The organism is Sphingobacteriales bacterium (genome assembly GCA_012517435.1).
Taxonomy (GTDB): Bacteria; Bacteroidota; Bacteroidia; order CAILMK01; family JAAYUY01; genus JAAYUY01.
The window spans coordinates 1-21644 of the sequence record JAAYUY010000077.1; the positions used below are offsets into that span (position 1 = coordinate 1).

Genomic DNA, 21644 nt, shown 5'->3' on the forward strand with positions numbered 1-21644 from the left:
TAACTTTAAAAAAGTTGATAAACAGTCAATTATAGAAAGAATACCATATTTAAAGGAAAAATATCAGCAGACACGCAGGTCGAAAAAAGAAGGAGCTGATATTCGCTGGATTATGGGACAGCTTCGGAATCAGGCACTTGGAAATATAAATCTTTCAGAACTTCAAAAACACATTACCAGTTAATCAGAAAAAAAATGAGTGAAGATATTTTTCAGGGATATAAAGGAAAAGCACTTGAAATTTTAAAGCGTTTCAATGCCCGGGTATGGGCTCAGGTAGAAATCGACTCGACAAGGGGTTTGTTTAAAGGGACAATCCTGCCCCGTGCTGAAAACACAGACGATGAACACATTGTGCTGAAAATTATTACCGGCTACAACATCGGAATTGATATCAATACAATCAACAATATCGTTGAAACCGGCTATAAAAAGGCGGTATATCAGATACCATTAAAAGATTTTCCCTACAGCAAAGAAAAACCGAATGTGAAGTTGTTTGGAACAGGCGGAACGATAGCTTCCCGGCTGGATTATCGTACAGGTGCAGTTATTCCTGCATTTACGCCCGGTGAACTTTACGGAGCTGTTCCCGAACTGGCCGACATCTGCAACCTGACCACAGAAAAACTTTTTGCCGTTTTCAGTGAAAATATGGGTCCCGAGCAATACAAAAAATTAGCAATTGCCATAGGGAATGAGATAGAGAAAGGTATTGACGGCATCATCATCGGTCATGGAACTGACACCTTGCATTATACAGCAGCTGCCTTGTCGTTTATGGTTCAGAATCCCCCGGTCCCTATCATTCTGGTAGGTTCACAGCGTTCGTCCGACCGTCCGTCTTCCGATGCGGCATTAAACCTCATGCATGCTGCCACAGCTGCCGGCCATGGACAGATTGCCGAAGTGCTTGTGAATATGTTTGGCCCGACCAGCGATGAATATGGCTTTTTGCACAGAGGAACAAGGGTGAGAAAAATGCATTCTTCCTATCGTTCCACCTTCAGAACCATTGGCGATACACCGGTTGCTACGGTAAACCGGCAGGGTGTTTTCCCCATAAAAAAAGATTTCAAGCCAAGAAGAAAAGACAGGAATGTAACCATTATGCCTTATTTTGAGGAAAGGGTAACCATGATTTACTACTATACCAACATGAACCCCGACATTATCGACAGTCTGGTAGATATGGGCTACAAAGGTATCATCATCATAGGAACCGGACTCGGACATGTTAATAAGCCTTTGTATCCCGCCATTGAAAGAGCAACCAAAAAAGGTGTAGCCATTTACATGACTGTTCAGACACTTTGGGGATATGTCCACATGTTCGTTTATGATACCGGACGCGATCTGATGGCAAAAGGCGTTATTCCTCTTGAAAATATGATTCCCGAAACCGCTTACATCAAGTTGGGATGGGCTTTGGGACAGACTTCAGATCTTGAAAAAGTAAAGGAAATCATGTTGACTCCTATCTGTGATGACATTACGCCACGTGAACCTTACAACGGTTATCTCATTTATCAGGGAGGCGTTCCTGAAGTCGAAGAGTTCATCCGAAAATTCAGGAAATAAATAATTTCGTTCAGAATTATTCATTTACAGGAAAATTTTACATTTGCACTTCAATAAAAATTAGTTATGGCTGCAAAAAAAGAAACTTCTGACGCTCCTTTTAACATTCCGATTTTTACTCCAGAGAACAAAACCAGATTAGAAAACTTTTATCAGACCTACAAAACCTATATCACATACGGGCTTGGCGGCATTCTGGTTATCTTAATCGGATTTTTTGCTTTTAAAAATTTTATTCTGAAGCCAAAAGAAAAAGAAGCTCAGGATATGATTTTCATGGCACAGCAGTATTTTGCAAAGGATTCCTTCGAAATAGCATTGAATGGAAAAGATGAAAGTTTTTATGGCTTTCTCGATGTCATTGACGACTATAAAATGACGAAAACAGGCCGCCTCGCTCACTATTATGCAGGCATTTGTTATCTGAGGCTTGGGCAGTATGAAGATGCCCTGCATCATCTGAAAAAATTCAGGACACATTCGAGAATGCTTCGCCCGGTTTCTATTGGGGTGACTGGTGATGTATATTCAGAATTGGGAGAATATAAAAAAGCAGCAAAATATTACGTTAAAGCTGCTACCTGTGTAAAGAACAAGCTGACAACGCCAATGTTTTATGCCAAAGCCGCATTGGTGTATGAAGAACTTGAACAATATAAGAAAGCATTGAAATACTATGAGTTACTGAAGGAAGAATTTCCCACCTCTCAGGAAGGTATCAATGCTGATAAATTTATCGGAAGGGTGAAAGCCAAACTCGAAAACTGATTTTTTCGCATGTCTGTCAAGAAAAAGCCCGGAAGCGAAATTGTTCAGTTTTCTGATGAGTTAAAAGAAAAAATCAGGCTCGGAATTGTTGTTTCCGAATGGAATGAAAAGATAACAGGAAGTTTGCTTGAAGCCTGCAAAGATTGTTTTAAAAAACATGGATTTAAAGAAGAGCAGATAATTGTTCATTGGGTACCTGGTTCTTTTGAACTTGCTTATGGTGCACAGTTGTTGTTTGAATACAGCAATGTCGATGCGGTAGCCTGCCTGGGTTGTATTATCAAAGGAGAAACACCTCATTTTCATTACATATCGGAAAGTACAGCACTTACCATAGGACAACTTTCACTGAAATACAACAGGCCTGTATCTTTCGGGGTTATCACGTCAGAGACTGAGTTTCATGCAAGCGACAGGGCAGGAGGAAGCAAAGGCAATAAAGGAGAAGAAGCCGCCATGGCTGTTCTTAAGATGTTGAAAATGAAGGAAGAACTCAAATCAGACAATCGCAAAAGCCTTGGATTTGTCTAATACTTTCTTTGATGAAAATCGTAAAGCCAAATTTTTTTCTCATTGGTGCTGCCAAATCAGGGACAACCGCTCTTTCCGCCATGCTGGGGAATCATCCTCAGGTTTATATCAGTCCGATCAAAGAACCTAATTTTTTTTCAAAGGATATTGATATCAGTTCATTTTCAGCAGAATACAGGAAAATAACTTTCCTTGCCGGTGATGACTATTTTCGGCAAAAACCATTGAAAAAAGAACATCTTTCGTTTATTCGCCAGGAACATCATTATTATGCGCTGTTTGAAGAAGCAGGAGATGAAACGGCAATCGGGGAATGCAGCACCTCGTATCTGTATTCGCAGGTTGCTGCCAGGGAAATAAGGAATTTTAATCCTGAAGCGAAAATACTTGTCATCCTGAGGAATCCGGTCAATCGTGCCTTTTCTCACTATCAGATGGCCTTAAAGTATGGATTGACAAATCTTCCGCTGACAGAAGAAGTAGAAAGAGATTTTAAACAGCAGGAAAAAGGCTGGGGCATCAGCCGGCTTTATATTGAACTGGGAATGTATGGCAGTCAGTTGGAAAGGTATTATCAGTGTTTTTCCCCTCATCAGGTTTTGGTTCTTTTCCATGAAGATTTAATTGAAAATCAAGAGGATATCTTTAAAAAAATCTGTCTTTTTCTGGAAGTCGATCCGCTGAAGCCTGAACTGACAGGGAGCTACAACGAGGCAGTTTTACCACGTTTTCCATGGCTGAATAAAGTACTGACCTACTCAGGATTGCGTAAGCTTATGAAGGAAAATATTCCGGAAAAAACCCGAAAAAGGTTAAGTGCTGCATTTTTTACCCGGGAAAATCTGCCAAAGATGAGTAATGATGAAAAAGAGTTTTTACTTGGCTTTTTTAAAGAGGATATTCAGAAAACAGCCATGCTCACGGGCAGAAATCTTGACCACTGGCTAAGTTAAAACTTATTTTTCCACATCATGGATTCAAGTGGTTTTATTGATCTTGCATTGTATTTGGCGGTTTTCAGTTTTGAATAAGGCGTATCCACTTCTCCTTCTGTTTTAAAAAACAAAATCTGAGCGATGGGCATGCCATGATAAACCCTCACTGGATGTATGGTATTGATTTCCAGTGTCCAAGTATTACAGTGTCCGATACTTCCCTTCCCTGAGCAGGGATTGACATAAATACCGAGGCGTGCAGCACTCGTGATACCTTCCAGAAAAGGGACATGATTATGTGATTCAATATATTCTTCAGTAACACCCAGATACAAAATCCCCGGGAAGAGTATAAAACCATCCGGTGGTATGGTCATTTCTTCCATCTCATTTTTGATACGGGCATCAAGCATGCGCTGAGTATAAGTCAGCAGGTATCTGCCCAGATGCAAATCGTATGAATTTGGTCCGAGACACTCTTCCCTGAAAGGCTCGATTAATATAGTTTTCTTTGAGATTTCATCAAGGATGCGGCTTCTGGTTAATATCACTTCTTTGTTTTTTAATAGTTAACAGCATTTCTATTCCCTCACAAATTAACAAATTTGCAGCGGATAAATTTATCCATCATTTAATGATAAAAGATTTATGTTGCATAGCATGAAAATAACTTGTAACTTTTTAACCTTACAGGATACTAATGAACAATTTTAAAATAATCCCTTATGAAACGAATGAAGCAGATTTTGGTTACCATTGCACTTGGTGCTTTTGTAAAAAGTGTATTCATCCCTCTTGGTGTTATCGTAGCTGGCCTTTCCTTTATGGCCGGTGATTGTACACCCGACACACTTATTCCGGTTACCGGTAAAATAGCCTTTAAATTTGAACATTTTGTTAACAACGATACTGCTGTTTTTGACAAGATGATTTACACGAATGAAGCAGGTAATCCATGGGAACTGACCCTGGTACAATGGTTCATTTCTGATGTAACTCTTCACAAAAAAAACGGGGATTCAGTGGTGCTGAACAAATGGACTTTTTATCATTATATCGACACCGATATTCCTTCAACCTTAAACTGGGATGTGGTTGATCCTGTCGATACAGGGACTTATGACCATATTTCATTTATATTTGGTTTTAAAGGTGAGCGCAACAAACCTTTCATGTTTGTCAATCCGCCCGAAAGCCAGATGTTCTGGCCTTATTATCTCGGGGGAGATTCCGGAGGTTATCACTACATGAAACTGAATGGTTTCTGGAAAGATTTGAATAATATCAGGAGGGGATACAATTTTCATCTTGGTGTTGGACAATATCAGGATGTCAACGGCAACCGTATAAAAGTCAAACAGGGAGACGACAGCACCTTCATTTTTGTCCAGAACTGGTTTAAAGTTGATTTGCCATCATCTTCCTTCAGTCTGCAAAAAGATAAAACCAAGGAAATAACCATAAGGATGAATATTGAAAGCTGGTTTAAAACACCCCATGTGTATGACCACAATTATTGGGGACCGGATGTGATGGAAAATCAGCGGGCGTTAAAAACCATTAAGGAGAATGGTTTTGATGTATTTACCGTTAGCAGTATTAAAGACAGGTAAAAATGAATAAAAAACACTAATATGAAAAGGCTTAAACTGATACTTGGTATTTCAGCTATAATTCCGCTGATTAAAATAGTCATTATCCCGCTTGGGATAATATCGGCTGGTATTTCATTCATGGCTTCAGACTGCGACACCACCACTCCTACACCACCATGGCATACAACACCCTATCAGATTCCCTCCCCATCAGGAAACTGGTGGCCGACCCCCAATATCCCTGCTGACAATCCCATGACAGTAGAGGGTGTAACCCTTGGCCGTTATTTGTTTTATGATGGCCGCTTATCCGGAAGGCTGGAGTGCGATTCGCAAATGAGTTGCGGAACCTGCCATTTGCAGAAAAACTCTTTTGAAGTCGGAATGGATAATCCTCGTTTCCCGGGCGGAAGAACAAAAGGCATTCCTGACGCACAATATCCCAATGGTAAATATACGCCTCACTATATGCTGCCTTTGATAAATCTTGTTTTTAACCATAACGGATACTTATGGAACGGGATGATTCATTCCAGTAATCCCAATCTGGGAAGTGCTGCCTATAAAGTTCCGGCTTTACCACAATATCACATGAAAAATATTGAATCTCTGGTCTGGATGGGTATTGCTGCTCAGCACGAAATGAATTCAACTATTGAGAAATCGGTCAATATGATTAAATCCATCAAGTCAAAACCCAATTATGCTGAATTGTTCAAAGCTGCCTATGGAGATGAAGAAATCACCTATGACCGTATCAGCAAAGCGATTGCGCAGTTTGTCAGATCTCTGGTTTCCTATAATTCCAAGTATCATAAATGGGTAAGAAGAGAAATTCCAAAACTTGAACCCAACGAATACAGAGGTTATACCATATATATGTCAGAAAAAGGAGATTGCTTTCACTGCCATGGAGATCCGGTTCTTTTAACCACCAACCTCTTTTACAACAATGGGCTCGACAGTATTTTCAATGATACCCGCGACAGGTATGCCTATACTAAGAATCCGATGGATAAAGGGGTATATAAGGCTCCGACCCTTATTAATATTGAGCTTACAGCACCTTATATGCATGATGGCAGGTATAAAACGCTTCGCGAAGTGGTCGATCATTACAGCGAACAACTGGTGAATTCCACTACCATTGATCCTTTGATGAAATGGATTGCTTATGGCGGAACTCAACTGAAGGAAAGCGAAAAAGACGACCTGATTGCTTTTCTCAAGACACTGACTGACTGGGATTTTATAAATAATCCTGCTTTTTCAAAACCTGCTGACCTGGATACTGGCTGCGATTAGTATTGGCTTTTTAACGGATTACGATGACTTATCCTTTTTCCGAAGAAATCAGATATTAGCTGATAGGCCTGAAATTTGTATCTTTGTTGTCCAAAAAAATCTCTGAATGGCAATTAAAACAATAGAACCGGCTAAAGGACGCCTTTTGGTTTCAATTCCTTTTCTGAATGATCAGTTTTTCAGCCGCTCTGTTGTTTTACTGACCGAGCACAATGAAGATGGTTCGGTGGGATTTATACTCAATAAACCTCTTGAAACAACTATCACGGAAGCTATTTCTGATTTTCCTGACTTTGAGGCTGTCCTTCATGTGGGCGGGCCTGTGGATAGTTCCTCTCTTTTCTATGTTCATACCCTCGGAGATATCATTCCTGAAAGTCTTCCGGTCTTGGATGGCTTGTACTGGGGAGGTGATTTTGATGTGATTAAAACGCTGATCAGAAAAAGACAGATAAAACCATCGGAAATAAAGTTTTTTGTAGGTTATTCAGGATGGGCAAGCGAACAGCTCGACAGGGAAATAAGAGAGCGTAGCTGGGTGGTTCAAAAATCCACTACCAGAATCATTATGAAACAATCGTCAGAAGAATACTGGAAGTATTTTATCAAGAAAACAGACAGGGAATATGCCGTATGGGCTGATTTTCCTGTTAATCCTTCACTTAACTGATTTTCTGTAGTTTGCGTAAATGTTCTCTTCAGGAGAGGAAAAATTCCCTTTCAACAACCTGAAATAGGCAGCTATGGCTATCATGGCTGCATTGTCGGTACAATATTGAAATGCAGGGACGTATAAATTCCAGCCTTGTTTTTGAGACAATAGCATGAGGGTATTTCGAAGCCCTGAATTAGCAGCAACCCCTCCGGCCAGACAAATTTCTTTGATACCTGTATCTTTTGAAGCAAGCAAAAGTTTTTCACTCAGGTATGTGACGATGCGATGCTGAAATGAGGCACAGAGGTCGGCTTTATTTTTTTCAAGAAAATCAGGATCTTTTTTGAGCTCATCCCTTATTTTGTATAAAAAAGACGTTTTTAACCCGCTGAAGCTGAAATGGTAACCTGGTATTTTGGGAGTGGGGAAATGAAATGCTTTAGGGTTCCCGCTTTTTGCCAGTAAATCAATAGAAGGGCCTCCCGGATAAGGCAGTCCCATGATTTTTGCTCCTTTATCAAAAGCTTCTCCGGCTGCATCATCGATGGTATTGCCAATGATTTCCATTTCCAGATAATCCGTCAGGTGGATAATCTGGGTGTGACCACCTGAAACCAAAAGACAAAGGCATGGAAATGAAGGTTTTGGATCATCGATAAAATTGGCCATGATGTGGGCATGCAAATGATCAACGCCAATCAGAGGAATATTACGGGAAAGAGCAAAACCTTTGGCAAACATAGCTGCTACAAGCAGACTTCCGGCTAATCCCGGACCTTGAGTATAAGCTACAGCTGAAATATCTTCCGTTTTAATCCCTGAATCTTCAATGGCCTGTTGGGTTACCGCTGCGATGTTGCGCTGATGAGCCCTTGAGGCAAACTCAGGAACCACACCACCATACTTGCTATGAATCAATTGGTTACTAATAATGTTGGTAAGAATTTTGCCATCTTTAAGTACCGATGCAGATGTTTCGTCACAGGATGATTCCAAAGCAAGGATTACGCTCATGTATTTATAGTTACCTTTGAATTTCAAATAAAATGCGATGGCAAAAACCGGTGCAAAATTTTTTAAATTTCTGAAATTATTTGCATGGGTTGCCACATTTATTATTCTCTTTTTCATTATTGCTTCAACCATACTGTTTGAAACGAATTTCGGGAAAAGGACTTCAGGAAAGATGGTTGCTGATTTTCTTTCTTCAAAATTAAAGACAAAGGTTGTAATAAATTCTTTTTCAATAGGTTATCTTGGTGCAAGGATCAAAGGCGTGGAATTGTATGATGAAAAGGATACCCTCGTATTGTCGATTAATGAATTACATTTAAAATATAATTCGCTTCGACAAAGCCCACGAAATTTAAAAATCAGCTTTATGGAAATTACCAGGCCATATTTAAATATGGTCAGGCATGGGAGAGGTGAATCTTTCAGCTATGAGGTGCTGATCAGGAGACTTTTCCCTCCTTCAGAAGGTGAAAGCAGTTCAAAATTTTCAGTCAGAAAAATATTACTTAAAAACGGAACCTGGAGATTGCACGAACCTGAACGGACAAAAAGCCTTGGACTAATGCACTACAACGATTTTTATGTTACAGATATTTCTTCCACACTTAAAAACTTCAGGATTTACAAGGGAATACTCGAGGCTGATATAGAATCATTGAACGGACAGGATAAGAGTACTTTTCTCATTAAAAACAGTTCAGGAAAGCTGACCATTGATTCAGCCAAAATCAACCTGACCGGCATGATACTGAATCTTTGTGAGAGCGAATTTCATGGCAATTTCGGTTTCTTCTTTGATAATTATCAGGCATTTGCTGACTTTAATTCCAGTGTAGAGATCCGGGCTAATCTTCATGATTCCCGGCTTAATCTGAAAGATTTAAGATTTTTTTCACAGGAACTACAGACTTATGTGGATAATATTTTCATTGAGGGAGACGTAAAAGGTACACTCGACAACATGAAGGGAAATGATCTGGTTATTCGTTATGGTAAAGATTTTAAATACATCGGGAAAGCGAAGCTTGTCGGTTTGCCGGTCTGGCAGGAGACTTATTTTGACCTGGATGCAACAAGTCTTTATTTTTCCTTTAGCGATCTTTCAAAATTGATTCCGTCACTTTCTTTTTCACCCATGCTGACTGAAAGCGGAAGATTGTTGTTTGTCGGCAAGTACAGTGGCTTTCTGAATGACTTTGTAGCTTATGGAACCATAGCTTCAAAATTTGGTAAAATTAAAACAGATATTAACCTGAAATTACCTGAAAATGGCCTTTCGGTCTATTCCGGAAATATGGAACTCAATGATTTTCAGCTTGGACAGTTTCTTGGCGTGAAAGAAATCGGCAGAACTACCCTTCAGGCAAATATTAAAGGCAATGGCTTTGACCTGAAAGAGATTACAGCTAATCTGAATGCCTCGGCCAACTATTTTGAGTTTAAAAACTATACTTATACCAACCTGAAATTCAACGGAGACATTATCAAAGAGCTGATAAACGGAAAATTTACAGTTTCAGACCAGAATCTTGATCTGGACTTTAAAGGCAGTATTGATCTTGGCAGAAAAAAACCACAATACAATTTCACAGCCGACATTAAAACAGCCAACCTGCAAAACCTGAATCTTTATAAAGATTATCTTCAACTAAAAGGAATTATTGAAATAAGTGCCTCAGCAAGCAACCTGGACGATATTGACGGGAGGGTGCTGGTGCTGAACGGGAGGGCAGAAACCTCAGCCAGTATTTATCGGGCCAATACGATACTAATTCAGTCAAAACCTGTTTCAGACAAAAAGTTTCTCACTGTTCGCTCCGATTTAATTGATGCCAGCATGGATGGGAAATTCAATTTTGAAGATATTCCCAACATTATCCTGTATAGTTTTAGTCATTATGTTGACTCCTCATTGTTTAAAGTTAAAAAAAATCCCGAGCAGGGACAGTTCCTGAATTTTGATGTTACCTTTAACAAAACAGATTTCATAAATCAGTTACTAAAAAACCAGATTGTTTTTACTGATAATTCAAGAGTAAAAGGTTATTTTTCGGTTAATGATCATGCGATCAAGGTAAATGCGAATATGCCCGGTCTGAGTATCAGAAATTATAATTTCGGGACCCTGTTATTGAATTTATCCTCAAAAAGCAAAATACTCAGCGTGTATTCTTCTTTCAGCAATCTTTTCAAATCAGACAGCATTCTGGCAGAAAATGTAAACTTAAGTGCTTCTTCATCAAAAGACAATGTGAATTTTACATCATATCTTTTTAATCCTCAGTACAAAACTCATCTGGCACTGAACGGAGGTATGAAACTAAGTAATGATTCTGCTTTGGTAGTTCTTAATAACAGTTATCTTACCAATAAACTCAGTGAAAAATGGAATATTAATTCAGACACCGTCATCATTAACTTTAAACCTGAAATTTATGTCTCGTATCTTGAGCTGACCAATGCCAATCACATTCTGAAAGCAGTCGGCACTATCAGCAAAAGCGGTGATAAACCCCTGAGGTTGGTGGTGGACAATATCAGCTTTGATTTTTTCAAGAATTACATTCCGGTTAATTTATCCATGTTTGACGGAACTGTCAATGGTCAGCTGGTCATTTTTAATTTACTTGGAAATGCTTATTTCGATGCAGCTTTCTCTGTAAATCCGCTTTTTTATGAAGGTGATAAAGAGTTAGGTACACTGATACTGACTTCTTCGCATAATCCGGTCAGCTATAAAACAAACATAAACGGAAAACTGTATTCCACAGGAATGGACGATGTCATGGAAATCAACGGATATTTTGATTTCGTCAAGACCAAAACGATGGATTTAAATGTGGAAGTGCCACAAACCAGCCTGTCGAATTTTGAACCCTTTGTTTCCTTTATGGCTTCTGACATTGAAGGAGATGTTAACGCCAATGTCAGGTTTTCAGGGCCATTGTCAAAATATAAGGTTGAGGGGAAGGCCTATTTTACAAATGCTTATTTTACAATAGATTATCTGAAAACACGCTATCATTTTACAGATCAGGCAAGGATGGACGAAAACGGGATTTATCTGGAAAACATTGTAGCTTATGATGAATTCGGGAATCAGGCTTCAATTTTTGGTGGGGTAAAGCACCGCTATTTCAATGATTTTTATCTGAACATCGGCATTATCGGATACAATATACATGGTTTAAACACCACTTCCAGCGACAATTCAATTTATTACGGAAATGCATTTGCATCAGGGAGAGTGGATATCACCGGCCCCCTCAACAACATAAAAATGAACATGCAGCTAAAATCCGAACCCAATACAAAAATCTATCTGAATGCCTATGACGACAATACTTTTGGAAATTACAAATACATCAGGTTTACCCAGGGAAGTTCATCATTCAATCAGTATAGCTCAAATGATATGTCAGGTATTTCAGTCAATCTGGATATGGAAATTACACCTGATGTTGAACTGACCATCATTTTTGACCCGGTTACCGATGATGTTATCCGTGCCAAAGGTAGTGGAAATCTGAAACTTCTTGTCGATGAATACGGGAACAACAACATGTGGGGAACTGTCTTTATTGATGAGGGAACTTATACCTTTTCGACCATTATCAAGAGAAAATTCAACGTTACGAAAGGAAGCAGCCTGACATGGAAAGGGGATGTTTATGAGGCAGATGCCAATATTGAGGCTATTTACAAGCTGGAGGCAAGTGTTTACAGCCTGATCAAAGACAATAAAAACATGTCGCAGGAAGAGAAAGACCTCTACAGACAAACGAATTTTCCGATAAATGCCAAACTGATACTCACGGGAAATCTCTTTTCTCCTGATGTAAAACTTGATTTTGAAATTTTAAATACAGGAACGCTGTCTTCAGGGAAACAGGATATTTTTCTGAATCAGCAGATAGCCAATATCAAGAACAACGAGCAGGAACTTAACAAACAGGTGATCAGTCTTTTACTGTTAAATAGCTTTTTGCCGCCTGAAACAGGACTCACCGGAATTGCCTCGGAGAGTGATTTCAATCTCAATATCGGTTCTTTATTGTCCAATCAATGGAACCAATGGCTGTCAGGATTTTCACGGCACATCAATACCAAATACATCAACAACATTCAGTTTGGAGTCAATTATGCCAATGAAAAACAATATCAGCGCGAACTTGATGTATTGCTCAGCGGAAGCCTGTTTAACGACAGAGTCGATTTCTCCGGAAGCTATGATATTGAAAATGATAATACTAACTTTCAGGTGAATTTTCAACCCATCAAGTCGAGTCGATTAAGAATAAAGGTTTTCAACAAGGCTGAAAATAATCTGGCTTATCAGCAGGACATCAACCGCCAGGGTATCGGGCTCTTTTTTAAGCAGGATTTTGATAAATGGGGTGAAATTATCAGGCGGAAGAGAAATGTGATTTATTCCAAATAATAAGTTCAGTAAGTAAAAGCATACTGAATCAGGTTGGCTCCCATCTTCAGAGCTTTTTGCCTCACTTCCTCGGGGTCTTTATGAACGCTCTGATCTTCCCAGCCATCTCCTAAATCACATTCATAAGAATAAAACAAAACGACCCTGCCTTCGTGTACGATGGCAAAGCCCTGAGGGGGTTTACCGTCATGTTCATGAATTTTGGGCAAACCGTTCGGAAAGTTAAATTTCTGATGATAAATGGGGTGATCAAATGGCAATTCAACCAGTTCATGTTCAGGAAATATCTTTTTTATCTCATTACGGACAAACTTGTCCATTCCATAGTTGTCGTCAATATGCAGGAAACCGCCTGCAAGCAGATAATTCCGAAGGTTCTGAACTTCCTGAGGCGAAAAGATGACATTCCCATGTCCGGTCATGTGTATGAAAGGGTAATTAAAGATTTCTTCACTTCCAACATTAACATCTTCAACACCTGTAATGTTGGTACCCAGATTTTTATTGCAGAAAGTTACCAGATTGGGCAAGCTGGTCGGATTGGCATACCAGTCTCCGCCTCCACGATAAACCAACCTGCCGATTTTAATTCCGGTTTGTCCATAACTATTGTGAAAAAAAGCTAAAATGATAAACAGAAAAGTTAAATGCCTCATAAACTGTTAATTACGTTAATTGCAGAAAGAAAATGAATGGCAGCGGTTTCACTTCTGAGTCTTGCCTCACCGAGGCTCACCGTTGCAAATCCATTGCCACGTGCAAGCCCGATTTCTTCATCCGTAAAATCTCCTTCAGGACCAATGACAAAAACCAGGGGATTATTTTTCCTGTAAATATTACCTAATATTTCAGATGAATCTGCTCCACACCAGGCAATTAATTTTTGATAATCAACAGCTTGAGTTTTATATAAGAATTCTTTCAGCTTTTCAGGTGGATTAAGTTTGGGAAGATATGCCCGGAATGATTGCTTGATGGCACTGATGATGATTTTTTCGAGACGCTGAAAATTGACTTTCGTTCTTTCAGTTCTGGCTGATTCAATCAGGCTTATCTCACTGATGCCCAGTTCAGTCAGTTTTTCAATTGTCCACTCAAGATTTTCTCTTGTTTTGAGCAGACATACAGCTGCATGTATAAAAACTTTTGATGGAGGATTTTTTTTAACTTCCTGAATATCAATAATAGCTGATTTGTTGCGTTCTCCGGCAAGTTTTCCTTTAACAATTAAGCCTTTTCCATTGGTAATGAAAAGTGTATGACCTGTCGCGGCACGAAGCACCTTGAGCAAGTGATAGCTTTCTTCTTCACAAAGCTCAAATGTGGAGACAGCATCGGAGATTTTTTGGTCGTAAAAAAGAATTTCGTTCATAAGTAAAAAAAGAAACCCTGCAGCAAAGATACTGCAGGGTTTCAAACTGTGCCCAGGAGGAGACTCGAACTCCTACACCCGAACGGGCACCACCCCCTCAAAGTGGCGTGTCTACCAATTTCACCACCTGGGCAAAAAATCTTGTGATCCCGGAAGGATTCGAACCTTCGACCCACAGCTTAGAAGGCTGTTGCTCTATCCAGCTGAGCTACGAGACCCGACTTTTAATTGATTTCGGGGTGCGAATTTCGGATTTTTCTTCATTCAAAATTCGAAATTGAAAATTTTCAATCCGAAATCATTTTGTCGGGGTGAGAGGATTCGAACCTCCGACCCTCTGCTCCCAAAGCAGATGCGCTAACCGGGCTGCGCTACACCCCGCGATCACCATTAAATCAAGAACTTATGCGGAGAGAGGGGGATTCGAACCCCCGGTACCCTAATCGAGTACGACAGTTTAGCAAACTGTTGGTTTAAGCCACTCACCCATCTCTCCCTGACCTTTTTCATTCAGGAATAGCTGAATATTCCTGTTTACGGAACTTTTTTCCGGTGGGCAAAGATATATATTTTTCATAAAAAAACTTTTACCTTATTTTTTTCATCGTCTTTGAAGGAAAGCACTTTTTATCCTTAGTCAGTGGGGATTTATTTCTTAATTAAATATAAGTAAAAGAATATCAATTTTTTAGATTATGATAAAAAATTTTTGCACATGGAAAAAAGCTGTATATTTGCTACTTAATCTATCGATTAAATAGAGTAATTGATTTATGAAAAACTATTTTAAAAAACTGCAGGAGGATGTAAGATTTCAGGAAGGTTTGAATGCCTGTATCAATTGTGGAACGTGTACAGCAATATGCCCTGCTGCTGAATTTTACAGGTATGATCCGCGCCAGATTGCAGATGTGGTACAAAGCCGTAATGATGATGAGATAGAGACGCTTTTGAAGTCGGATACTATCTGGTATTGCGGAGAGTGTATGAGTTGTAAAACAAGATGTCCGAGAAGCAATGCTCCGGGATTGATTATCATAGCCTTACGCTCATTGTCGCAGGATACAGGCTTGTTTATTCATTCGGAGAAAGGGAGGCAGCAACTAGCCGTCAAGCGGACGGTAGGCGAGAATATTTTGAAAACAGGTTATTGTGTTTATCCGGGAAGTCTCATGCCCAGCCTGCATCCTGAGCAAGGTCCTGTATGGGAATGGGAACTTGAAAATATTGATCATGTCATGCATAAATTGGGGGCAAACTATAATGGAGAAGGAGCAGGTGCGCTTCGGAAAATCCCTGAAGAATCGCTAAAGGAATTAAAGGCAATATTTGATGAAACCGGAGCTACCGACAGGTGGGAACTGATTGAAAAAATCTCTGCCGAAAAAGCAAATGATATGGGTTTAACTTTCGATGAAACCATGAATTGCTCCTATTTTAAATACATTTACAAGCATAATTCAAGAAACCATTTTGCAGAATGAAAGAAGAAGGTAAAAAGAGAATCTGGTCGGAGTATCAAAAAGAAGTACCTGATGATCATTATTATTATGTCAGAAGTTGTATCCGACAAACATTTTTCCCCGGCTCGGAGCAGGCATTTCTGAGAATATTAAGAGAGGAATTAAACAGGGACGTTTATGAAAACCCTTATCATACTACCTGCACAGGCATTGCTTACCATGCCGATATTGTTCCTTTTGATACAACGATGACGGTGGTCGCCCGCCAGTTTGCACTGATGACTGAATCGGGATACCGCAACTATGTCCCTTCCTGTATCACTTCTTTTGGTATTTATACGGAGATTCTTGAAACATGGAAACATTTTCCTGAAGTTGAAGCCCGCATCAGGGAAAAATTATGGAAAGCCACTAAAAGGGAGTTTAAAATCCCTGAAAATCTTTCTCATTCGAGTGATGTCATTTACCATTTCAGAAATGAAATAGCTGAAAAAGCAAAATATCGTCTGGTAAAATGCAAGACCGGTGAGCCATTAAAGGTAGTTGACCACATTGGCTGTCATTATGCCAAAATGTTTCCTGAAAAGGGGATAGGAGGGGCTGAATTTCCACAGGTTCTTTCCGGAATGATTGAAGCATGGGGAGGAGAGGTAATTGATTATCCCGAGCGCAGGCATTGTTGCGGATTTGGTTTTCGTCAATACATTGTTCAGGCAAACAGGGGATATTCTCTTTCATGCAGCAGAAAGAAGTTTGAATCCATGGAGCCGTATGAACCTGATTTGATTATTACTAATTGCCCCGGATGTCCGATGTTTCTCGACAGATGGCAATATGTAATCAGTGAAATGGAGGGAAAAACCTATGGTAAAAACGGTTTTGGAATTCCTGTTTTTACCTATGAGGAAATTGCAGGATTGGTTTTAGGCTACGATCCATGGGAACTTGGATTGCAGGTTCATCAGGTGAGTTGTGAACCTGTGCTGGATAAAATAGGCATACCATACAAGCTGACAGAAAAGTTTACAGGTAAAAACAAGGAATTTCTGGGGGTACCTAAAATGCCTCAATATTTAAAGTTTTGTTGTTAAAATCAGGATATGAAAAAGAAGGTTCTTGTCATCGGAGGAGGAATTGCCGGCATTGAAGCCTCAGCTTTTTTAAGCAATATGGGCTTTGATGTTACTTTGGTAGAAAAGGAAGAAAAGGTTGGAGGACACCTCAATAATTGGGAAAAGTTATTTCCGACCATGCGATATGGGTCTGAAGTCCTTGATTTTCTTAAACAAGGATTGAATGGCAAAGTAAAAGTTCTGACCTCCAGTGAGGTTGAAAAAATTGAAAGAATTGAAGATCAAAGGTTTGATATATCAATTTCTTCAGGGTTAAATGAGACTGCCGATGCGATTCTCGTAACCACAGGTTACGAATTGTTTGATGCCAGAAAAAAAGAGGAATATGGCTATGGGATTTACGAAAATGTAATTACTTCAGCTGACCTTGAAGGGTATTTCAACAGCAATCGGGAAGTCAGGACGAGCGGAGGAAAAATCCCTGAACGGATAGGTTTTGTTCATTGTGTGGGCAGCAGAGATGAAAAAGTCGGGAATGTATATTGTTCAAAGGTTTGTTGTGTTACGGCAGTCAAACAGTCCATCGAAATAAAACAAAAATATCCTGATTGTGAGGTGTTTTGCTTTTATATGGATTTGAGAATGTATGGGATGCATTTTGAACATCTTTTCAAAGAAGCTCAGGAAAAATATGGGGTTCAGTTCATTCGCGGACGACTATCGGAAGCATTTGAGAATCAGGATAAATCAGTTTTAATAAAGGTAGAAGACACTTTGCTTAACAGACCTCTGAAAATGTCGGTCGATTTATTGGTATTGATGGTGGGTTTTGTTCCGGCACAAGGGACGCTTAAAATTGGCAGTATGCTGGGGCTGGAAAACGGTATTAACGGCTTTTTTAAAACAAGAGATCAGCATACGCTAACAAATGTTTCGAATGTTCAAGGGGTGTTTTTTGCCGGATGTTGTACTTCTCCGAAAACCATTACCAATACCATCACTGATGCCCGTGCAGCCGCTTCAACGATTGCTGCATATCTGTTAAATTGTGAAATTGATAAAAGAACAGTAAATACCAGAAAATGAAATTTGGTTTTGAAATTTTAAAAGACAGACAGATAGATTTTGACAAACTCGACAGATCATTTTCTTTTTATCTGAGGGAGAGTGAACCTTCGTTCAGGCTATGCATTTTTTGCGGAACATGTGCTTCAGGGTGCTCTGCAGCTAAGTTTGATAATTTCAGTCTGAAAAATGTTTTTTTACTGATTAACAGGGGATTTACTGAACAGGCCACAGATGAAATTAAAAAGTGCTGGTTGTGTGGCAAATGTGTTTTGTCTTGTCCACGTGGCGTCAACACCCGCCAATTGATTTTGAAAATTATGCAGAAAACTGATAATAAATAGCTTATGCATTTTCATCCTTTTGTTTTGCCTTTTTTGCTGGGACTGATTTTTATAGTTGTCTTCTTTGTTGTTAAAATAATCTACTGGTATCAAAACCTTTTGATTGAAGAAAAAATCAAATTCATACAATCGGTCTTTACCGTCAAAACATGGCTGGCTATCAAAGAAGTTTTTTTTGAAAGTTTGCTCCATCGAAAGGTTTTTAAAATTAATCCATTGCTGGGCTACATGCATTCGAGCATTGCCTTCGGCTGGTTTTTGCTGATTCTCATTGGCAACCTTGAATCAAGGCTGTATCATCCCTCTGACTTGAATCCACCTTATTATCCTATCTTTTTGAGCTACTTCGATAAAAGCAGCCATGAAGTATATTGGTTTGCGGAAATTTTCAAATTTGTCATGAATCTTCTGCTGTTGATCATTCTGACAGGTGTTTCGCTGGCCGTCATCAAACGTTTCTACGCTAAACTGTTCAGTATGAAAAAAACGAGCAGCTTAAAATGGTCTGATAAAATTCCCCTTTATGCCCTCTGGCTGATTTTTCCTTTCAGGCTTCTGGCAGAAAGTGTTTCAGCAGGTTATTACCACAATGGAGGCTTCCTGACCAATTCCCTGGGCTCTGTATTGAGCAGTTTCATTCCTGAATATCCTTTTGTTGAAATGTTTTACTGGCTTTATTCCATTTCACTCGGAATATTTTTTATTAGCCTTCCATGGTCACGTTATATGCACATACCTTCTGAAGTGGTATTTATTTTTTTCAGAAATTATGGGGTTGATTTCAGTCCGGCAAATAAAGCTGTAAATGAAGTTGAAGTTTTATCCTGCTCAAGATGCGGTATCTGTATCGATACTTGTCAGATAATGTCTTCAGCAAGGGTCAATCATATTCAGGCTGTTTATTTCCTTCGGGGTGTCAGAGAGAAAAAATATGATGAAAACAAAACATTTAATTGCCTGATGTGTGGAAGGTGTTCCAATATCTGCCCGGTTGGAATTGATGTCAACAAATATCGATTGAGTCAGCGAATCAAAGCAAATATGCAAATTGATTTACCTGCTGATAAAGTTAAAATCAATCCATTGGAAAAAGCTAAGGTCGGCTATTTTGCAGGATGTATGACCTATCTGACACCCTCGGTGAAAGAAGCAATGATTCAGATTCTGAACCAATCAGGCTCAAACTGGATATTTCTGGATGAAAAAAGCGGTATTTGTTGCGGAAGGCCTGCAAAACTTGCCGGATTAACCTCAAAAGCCGTTTCACTTCAAAATGCCCTGAAAGAACTTATTGCCTCTGCTGAAATTCAACAATTGGTTACTTCCTGTCCTATTTGCCTTAAAACCTTCAGAGAAGATTACAAATTGTCAATTCCGGTTGATCATCATTCGGTGTTTATCAATCAGCTGATAAAGGATAAAAAACTGATTTACAGTCGATTAAATCTGAATGCAGTGTATCATGATCCCTGCGAAATGGGCAGGGGATTAGGCATTTATGACGAACCAAGAGAGCTATTGGATAAGGTCATTCAGCTCAGGAATCATCAATATGAAAAAGATAATGCACTTTGTTGCGGAGGCAGTCTGGCCGGCTTCAGGCTGACAAATCAGGAAAAAGAACTGATTACCAAAGACGCTTTAGAAAAAATGAATGTGGCTGATATGAATATTCTGGCAACTTCCTGCCCGATGTGTAAAAAAACATTTGCCAGATATGTCGGGAATAAAGTTTCCGACATAGCTGAAATTGTGGCAATGGCTATGAAAACAAAGGAAGGGCAAAAACATATCAGTGAGCAAATCAGCATAAAGGAGCTGCTATAGACAATTGGTTTTCACTATGTTTTATAGATGTCTATATTCAGTTTCAGCTCTTTCACTATATTTAAGAGAAGATGAATGCGGCTTGCATATTTTTCAAATGATTCATACCTGTCAAGTCTGCTGAATATATCAGGGTTGAGGATATTGGTATGGGAGAATATGGCAATAAACATGGCGTTGCCGGTAAAAGATATTTTAAAAGGAAAAGGGATAGCCTCTTTCAGTCCGTTAATTCTTTCAATCATGGAAGGCGTCAGGATATATCGTGCTTCGATCTGATTGTCTGAAAAAACACTGAAATTGGATTCAAAAACAGGATCTTCAAGCTTTACCAGATTTTTCCACATTCTTCCGATGAGTTCATTGAGCATTTCACCAAATACACTTCCGAAAACAGATCTGGAATAATCGGGAATGACAAGGGTGTGTCCGTTAAAATTTTTGTTAAAATCGCTTTTAAACAGGACACCTTTGAATAATTCACTGATAGAAACCTCAGTTTTTGATTTAGATTTTTCCACCTTTTTATCCAGAACGTGCAGGTAGCTAAGCCTGAAATGAATCTGTTCGGTTTGCCCTTCGATCAGGTCGCTGCCTTTGTAGCGATGTATCTGGTGAATGCTGAAAATTTTGCTGTTTCTGAAATCCTGCTCCGGAATCATTTGATCCGGGAGATACTTAATAGATTGGTTTTCAATAATTTCAGGAATGACAAGTTGCTTGTATTTTGTCGCAAACTTTTCCACCGTCTTTTTTAAAAGCAGAACCGGTATCATGAAGATAAGAAGAGAAAGAATAATACTCCCTGCCTTGAATATAAAAGATTTTGACATGAGTTCATCTCCGATATAATAAGTTCCTGAAATATAGGCCACTACTATGATTAAAGCAGTCAGGATAATACGCCTGATCAGAAAAGTTTGCTTGTCGGGAGGTTTTTCAGGGCGATGAAACAACTGCCATTGTTTCAATTGTTCACCTGAGAATGAATAAACCGCAATAATTAAAATAAGATAAAAGACAGCTTTAAAAATGTTGACTGCAGTTCTCATTTCGAATTCACTAAAGGGGAAAGCGTGTAGAAATCCAATAATCAGGCTGAGGACAGCCAATCCAAATATCAAATAGTAAATTTTGCCAAATAAGGCTGAAAAAATAACAGCTTTCTTACTTTTTTCAATTTGAATAAGCTCTGCTTCTATCCTGCTGAATGTTGATGTAAGATTGTGCATTGTAATTGTATTCAATTGCATTTTCAAGGCAAAGGTAACAGCAGTGAAAAAATAAATTAAGAGTCAATCGGTTTAATGTACTTTTGTGGTGCCAATATTTGAAATAATAACCCTATGGCAATTTATCTGACTATTGCTTTGATAATATTGTTGATTGCGATATTAATAGCATATAATTCAATTATTTACAGAAAGAATCAGGTGGACAATGCCTTTGCCGGTATTGATACCATGTTGAAAAAAAGATATGAACTGATACCTGCCCTTACCGAAACTGTTAAAGCTTATATGGCGCATGAAAGAGAGCTTTTGGAAGGAGTTACCCGGTTAAGGAATTTGTATTTATCAGAAAATCAGCAATCAGGGAAAATTGAATTTGCCGATCAGCTTGCCAGACAGGTAGGAGAGTTGTTTGTTCAGGTTGAAAATTATCCGCAGCTGAA

The 21644-nt window shown here is 39.1% G+C and carries 20 protein-coding genes and 4 tRNA genes; 15 read left to right on the forward strand and 9 right to left on the reverse strand.

Annotated elements, in window-relative coordinates:
- The 5 genes from GX437_04375 to GX437_04395 form a co-directional block, all read left to right on the forward strand.
- Positions 1–184, forward strand: a 184-nt coding sequence (locus GX437_04375) for a hypothetical protein (protein NLJ06892.1), incomplete at its 5' end; no start/stop codon positions are given.
- A gap of 11 nt (positions 185–195) precedes the next feature.
- A complete protein-coding gene (gene gatD / locus GX437_04380; protein NLJ06893.1) occupies positions 196–1581 on the forward strand; it encodes a Glu-tRNA(Gln) amidotransferase subunit GatD in 1386 nt (461 codons plus the stop codon).
- Between the two features lie 66 nt (positions 1582–1647).
- Complete coding sequence (locus GX437_04385) at positions 1648–2349, forward strand: tetratricopeptide repeat protein (protein NLJ06894.1); 702 nt, start codon at positions 1648–1650, stop codon at positions 2347–2349.
- 9 nt (positions 2350–2358) lie between these two features.
- Entirely contained in the window at positions 2359–2880 is a 522-nt protein-coding gene (locus tag GX437_04390; protein ID NLJ06895.1) for a 6,7-dimethyl-8-ribityllumazine synthase, read from the forward strand.
- 11 nt (positions 2881–2891) lie between these two features.
- Complete coding sequence (locus GX437_04395; protein NLJ06896.1) at positions 2892–3833, forward strand: sulfotransferase; 942 nt, start codon at positions 2892–2894, stop codon at positions 3831–3833.
- Here GX437_04395 and GX437_04400 read toward each other — a convergent pair.
- Positions 3830–4366, reverse strand: a complete 537-nt coding sequence (locus tag GX437_04400) for a dCTP deaminase (protein NLJ06897.1) — start codon at positions 4364–4366, stop codon at positions 3830–3832. The two genes, GX437_04395 and GX437_04400, sit on opposite strands and share 4 nt — an antisense overlap.
- Positions 4367–4540: 174 nt before the next feature.
- Between GX437_04400 and GX437_04405 the strand changes: the two genes are divergently transcribed.
- The 3 genes from GX437_04405 (at position 4541) to GX437_04415 (ending at position 7385) form a co-directional block, all read left to right on the forward strand.
- Positions 4541–5428, forward strand: coding sequence for a hypothetical protein (locus GX437_04405; protein ID NLJ06898.1), 888 nt, complete (start codon positions 4541–4543; stop codon positions 5426–5428).
- A gap of 21 nt (positions 5429–5449) precedes the next feature.
- Positions 5450–6715 carry a cytochrome-c peroxidase gene (locus tag GX437_04410; protein NLJ06899.1) on the forward strand — a complete coding sequence of 422 codons (1266 nt, stop codon included), beginning with the start codon at positions 5450–5452 and terminating at the stop codon, positions 6713–6715.
- Between the two features lie 106 nt (positions 6716–6821).
- Positions 6822–7385: a YqgE/AlgH family protein gene (locus tag GX437_04415; GenBank protein NLJ06900.1), complete on the forward strand. Its 564-nt coding sequence runs from the start codon at positions 6822–6824 to the stop codon at positions 7383–7385.
- On the opposite strand, the gene tsaD is transcribed toward GX437_04415, so the two are convergent.
- Entirely contained in the window at positions 7374–8384 is a 1011-nt protein-coding gene (gene tsaD / locus GX437_04420) for a tRNA (adenosine(37)-N6)-threonylcarbamoyltransferase complex transferase subunit TsaD (GenBank protein ID NLJ06901.1), read from the reverse strand. The genes GX437_04415 and tsaD overlap by 12 nt on opposite strands.
- A gap of 37 nt (positions 8385–8421) precedes the next feature.
- Here tsaD and GX437_04425 point away from each other — a divergent pair, with 37 nt between their 5' ends.
- Entirely contained in the window at positions 8422–12825 is a 4404-nt protein-coding gene (locus tag GX437_04425; protein NLJ06902.1) for a hypothetical protein, read from the forward strand.
- Between the two features lie 5 nt (positions 12826–12830).
- On the opposite strand, the gene GX437_04430 is transcribed toward GX437_04425, so the two are convergent.
- The 6 genes from GX437_04430 to GX437_04455 all read right to left on the reverse strand — a co-directional run bounded on the left by GX437_04430 (position 12831) and on the right by GX437_04455 (position 14693).
- Entirely contained in the window at positions 12831–13481 is a 651-nt protein-coding gene (locus GX437_04430) for a DUF4159 domain-containing protein (GenBank protein NLJ06903.1), read from the reverse strand.
- Positions 13478–14197, reverse strand: coding sequence for a 16S rRNA (uracil(1498)-N(3))-methyltransferase (locus GX437_04435; protein NLJ06904.1), 720 nt, complete (start codon positions 14195–14197; stop codon positions 13478–13480). The genes GX437_04430 and GX437_04435 overlap by 4 nt, the downstream gene beginning before the upstream one ends.
- A gap of 49 nt (positions 14198–14246) precedes the next feature.
- Positions 14247–14330, reverse strand: a tRNA-Leu gene (locus tag GX437_04440).
- A gap of 11 nt (positions 14331–14341) precedes the next feature.
- A tRNA-Arg gene (locus tag GX437_04445) sits at positions 14342–14415 on the reverse strand.
- 88 nt (positions 14416–14503) lie between these two features.
- Positions 14504–14578 (reverse strand) — tRNA-Pro (locus GX437_04450).
- A gap of 27 nt (positions 14579–14605) precedes the next feature.
- Positions 14606–14693, reverse strand: a tRNA-Ser gene (locus tag GX437_04455).
- A 277-nt stretch (positions 14694–14970) separates the two neighbouring features.
- Between GX437_04455 and GX437_04460 the strand changes: the two genes are divergently transcribed.
- Genes GX437_04460 through GX437_04480 form a run of 5 tightly spaced genes read left to right on the forward strand, consistent with a single transcriptional unit; the run spans position 14971 to position 19969 of the window.
- Positions 14971–15681: a 4Fe-4S dicluster domain-containing protein gene (locus tag GX437_04460; GenBank protein ID NLJ06905.1), complete on the forward strand. Its 711-nt coding sequence runs from the start codon at positions 14971–14973 to the stop codon at positions 15679–15681.
- Complete coding sequence (locus tag GX437_04465; GenBank protein NLJ06906.1) at positions 15678–16751, forward strand: heterodisulfide reductase subunit B; 1074 nt, start codon at positions 15678–15680, stop codon at positions 16749–16751. The genes GX437_04460 and GX437_04465 overlap by 4 nt, the downstream gene beginning before the upstream one ends.
- Positions 16752–16760: 9 nt before the next feature.
- On the forward strand, positions 16761–17819 hold the full coding sequence (locus GX437_04470; GenBank protein NLJ06907.1) for a CoB--CoM heterodisulfide reductase iron-sulfur subunit A family protein: 1059 nt from the start codon (positions 16761–16763) through the stop codon (positions 17817–17819).
- The gene (locus GX437_04475; GenBank protein NLJ06908.1) at positions 17816–18142 is read left to right on the forward strand and encodes a 4Fe-4S dicluster domain-containing protein; all 327 of its coding nucleotides are present in this window, start codon (positions 17816–17818) and stop codon (positions 18140–18142) included. The genes GX437_04470 and GX437_04475 overlap by 4 nt, the downstream gene beginning before the upstream one ends.
- Before the next feature lie 3 nt (positions 18143–18145).
- Positions 18146–19969 (forward strand): (Fe-S)-binding protein, encoded by a 1824-nt coding sequence (locus GX437_04480; GenBank protein ID NLJ06909.1) that lies wholly within the window; start codon positions 18146–18148, stop codon positions 19967–19969.
- A 14-nt stretch (positions 19970–19983) separates the two neighbouring features.
- On the opposite strand, the gene GX437_04485 is transcribed toward GX437_04480, so the two are convergent.
- Complete coding sequence (locus tag GX437_04485; protein ID NLJ06910.1) at positions 19984–21201, reverse strand: DUF3137 domain-containing protein; 1218 nt, start codon at positions 21199–21201, stop codon at positions 19984–19986.
- Positions 21202–21315: 114 nt separating this feature from the next.
- Here GX437_04485 and GX437_04490 point away from each other — a divergent pair.
- Positions 21316–21644, forward strand: a 329-nt coding sequence (locus GX437_04490; protein NLJ06911.1) for a LemA family protein, incomplete at its 3' end; no start/stop codon positions are given.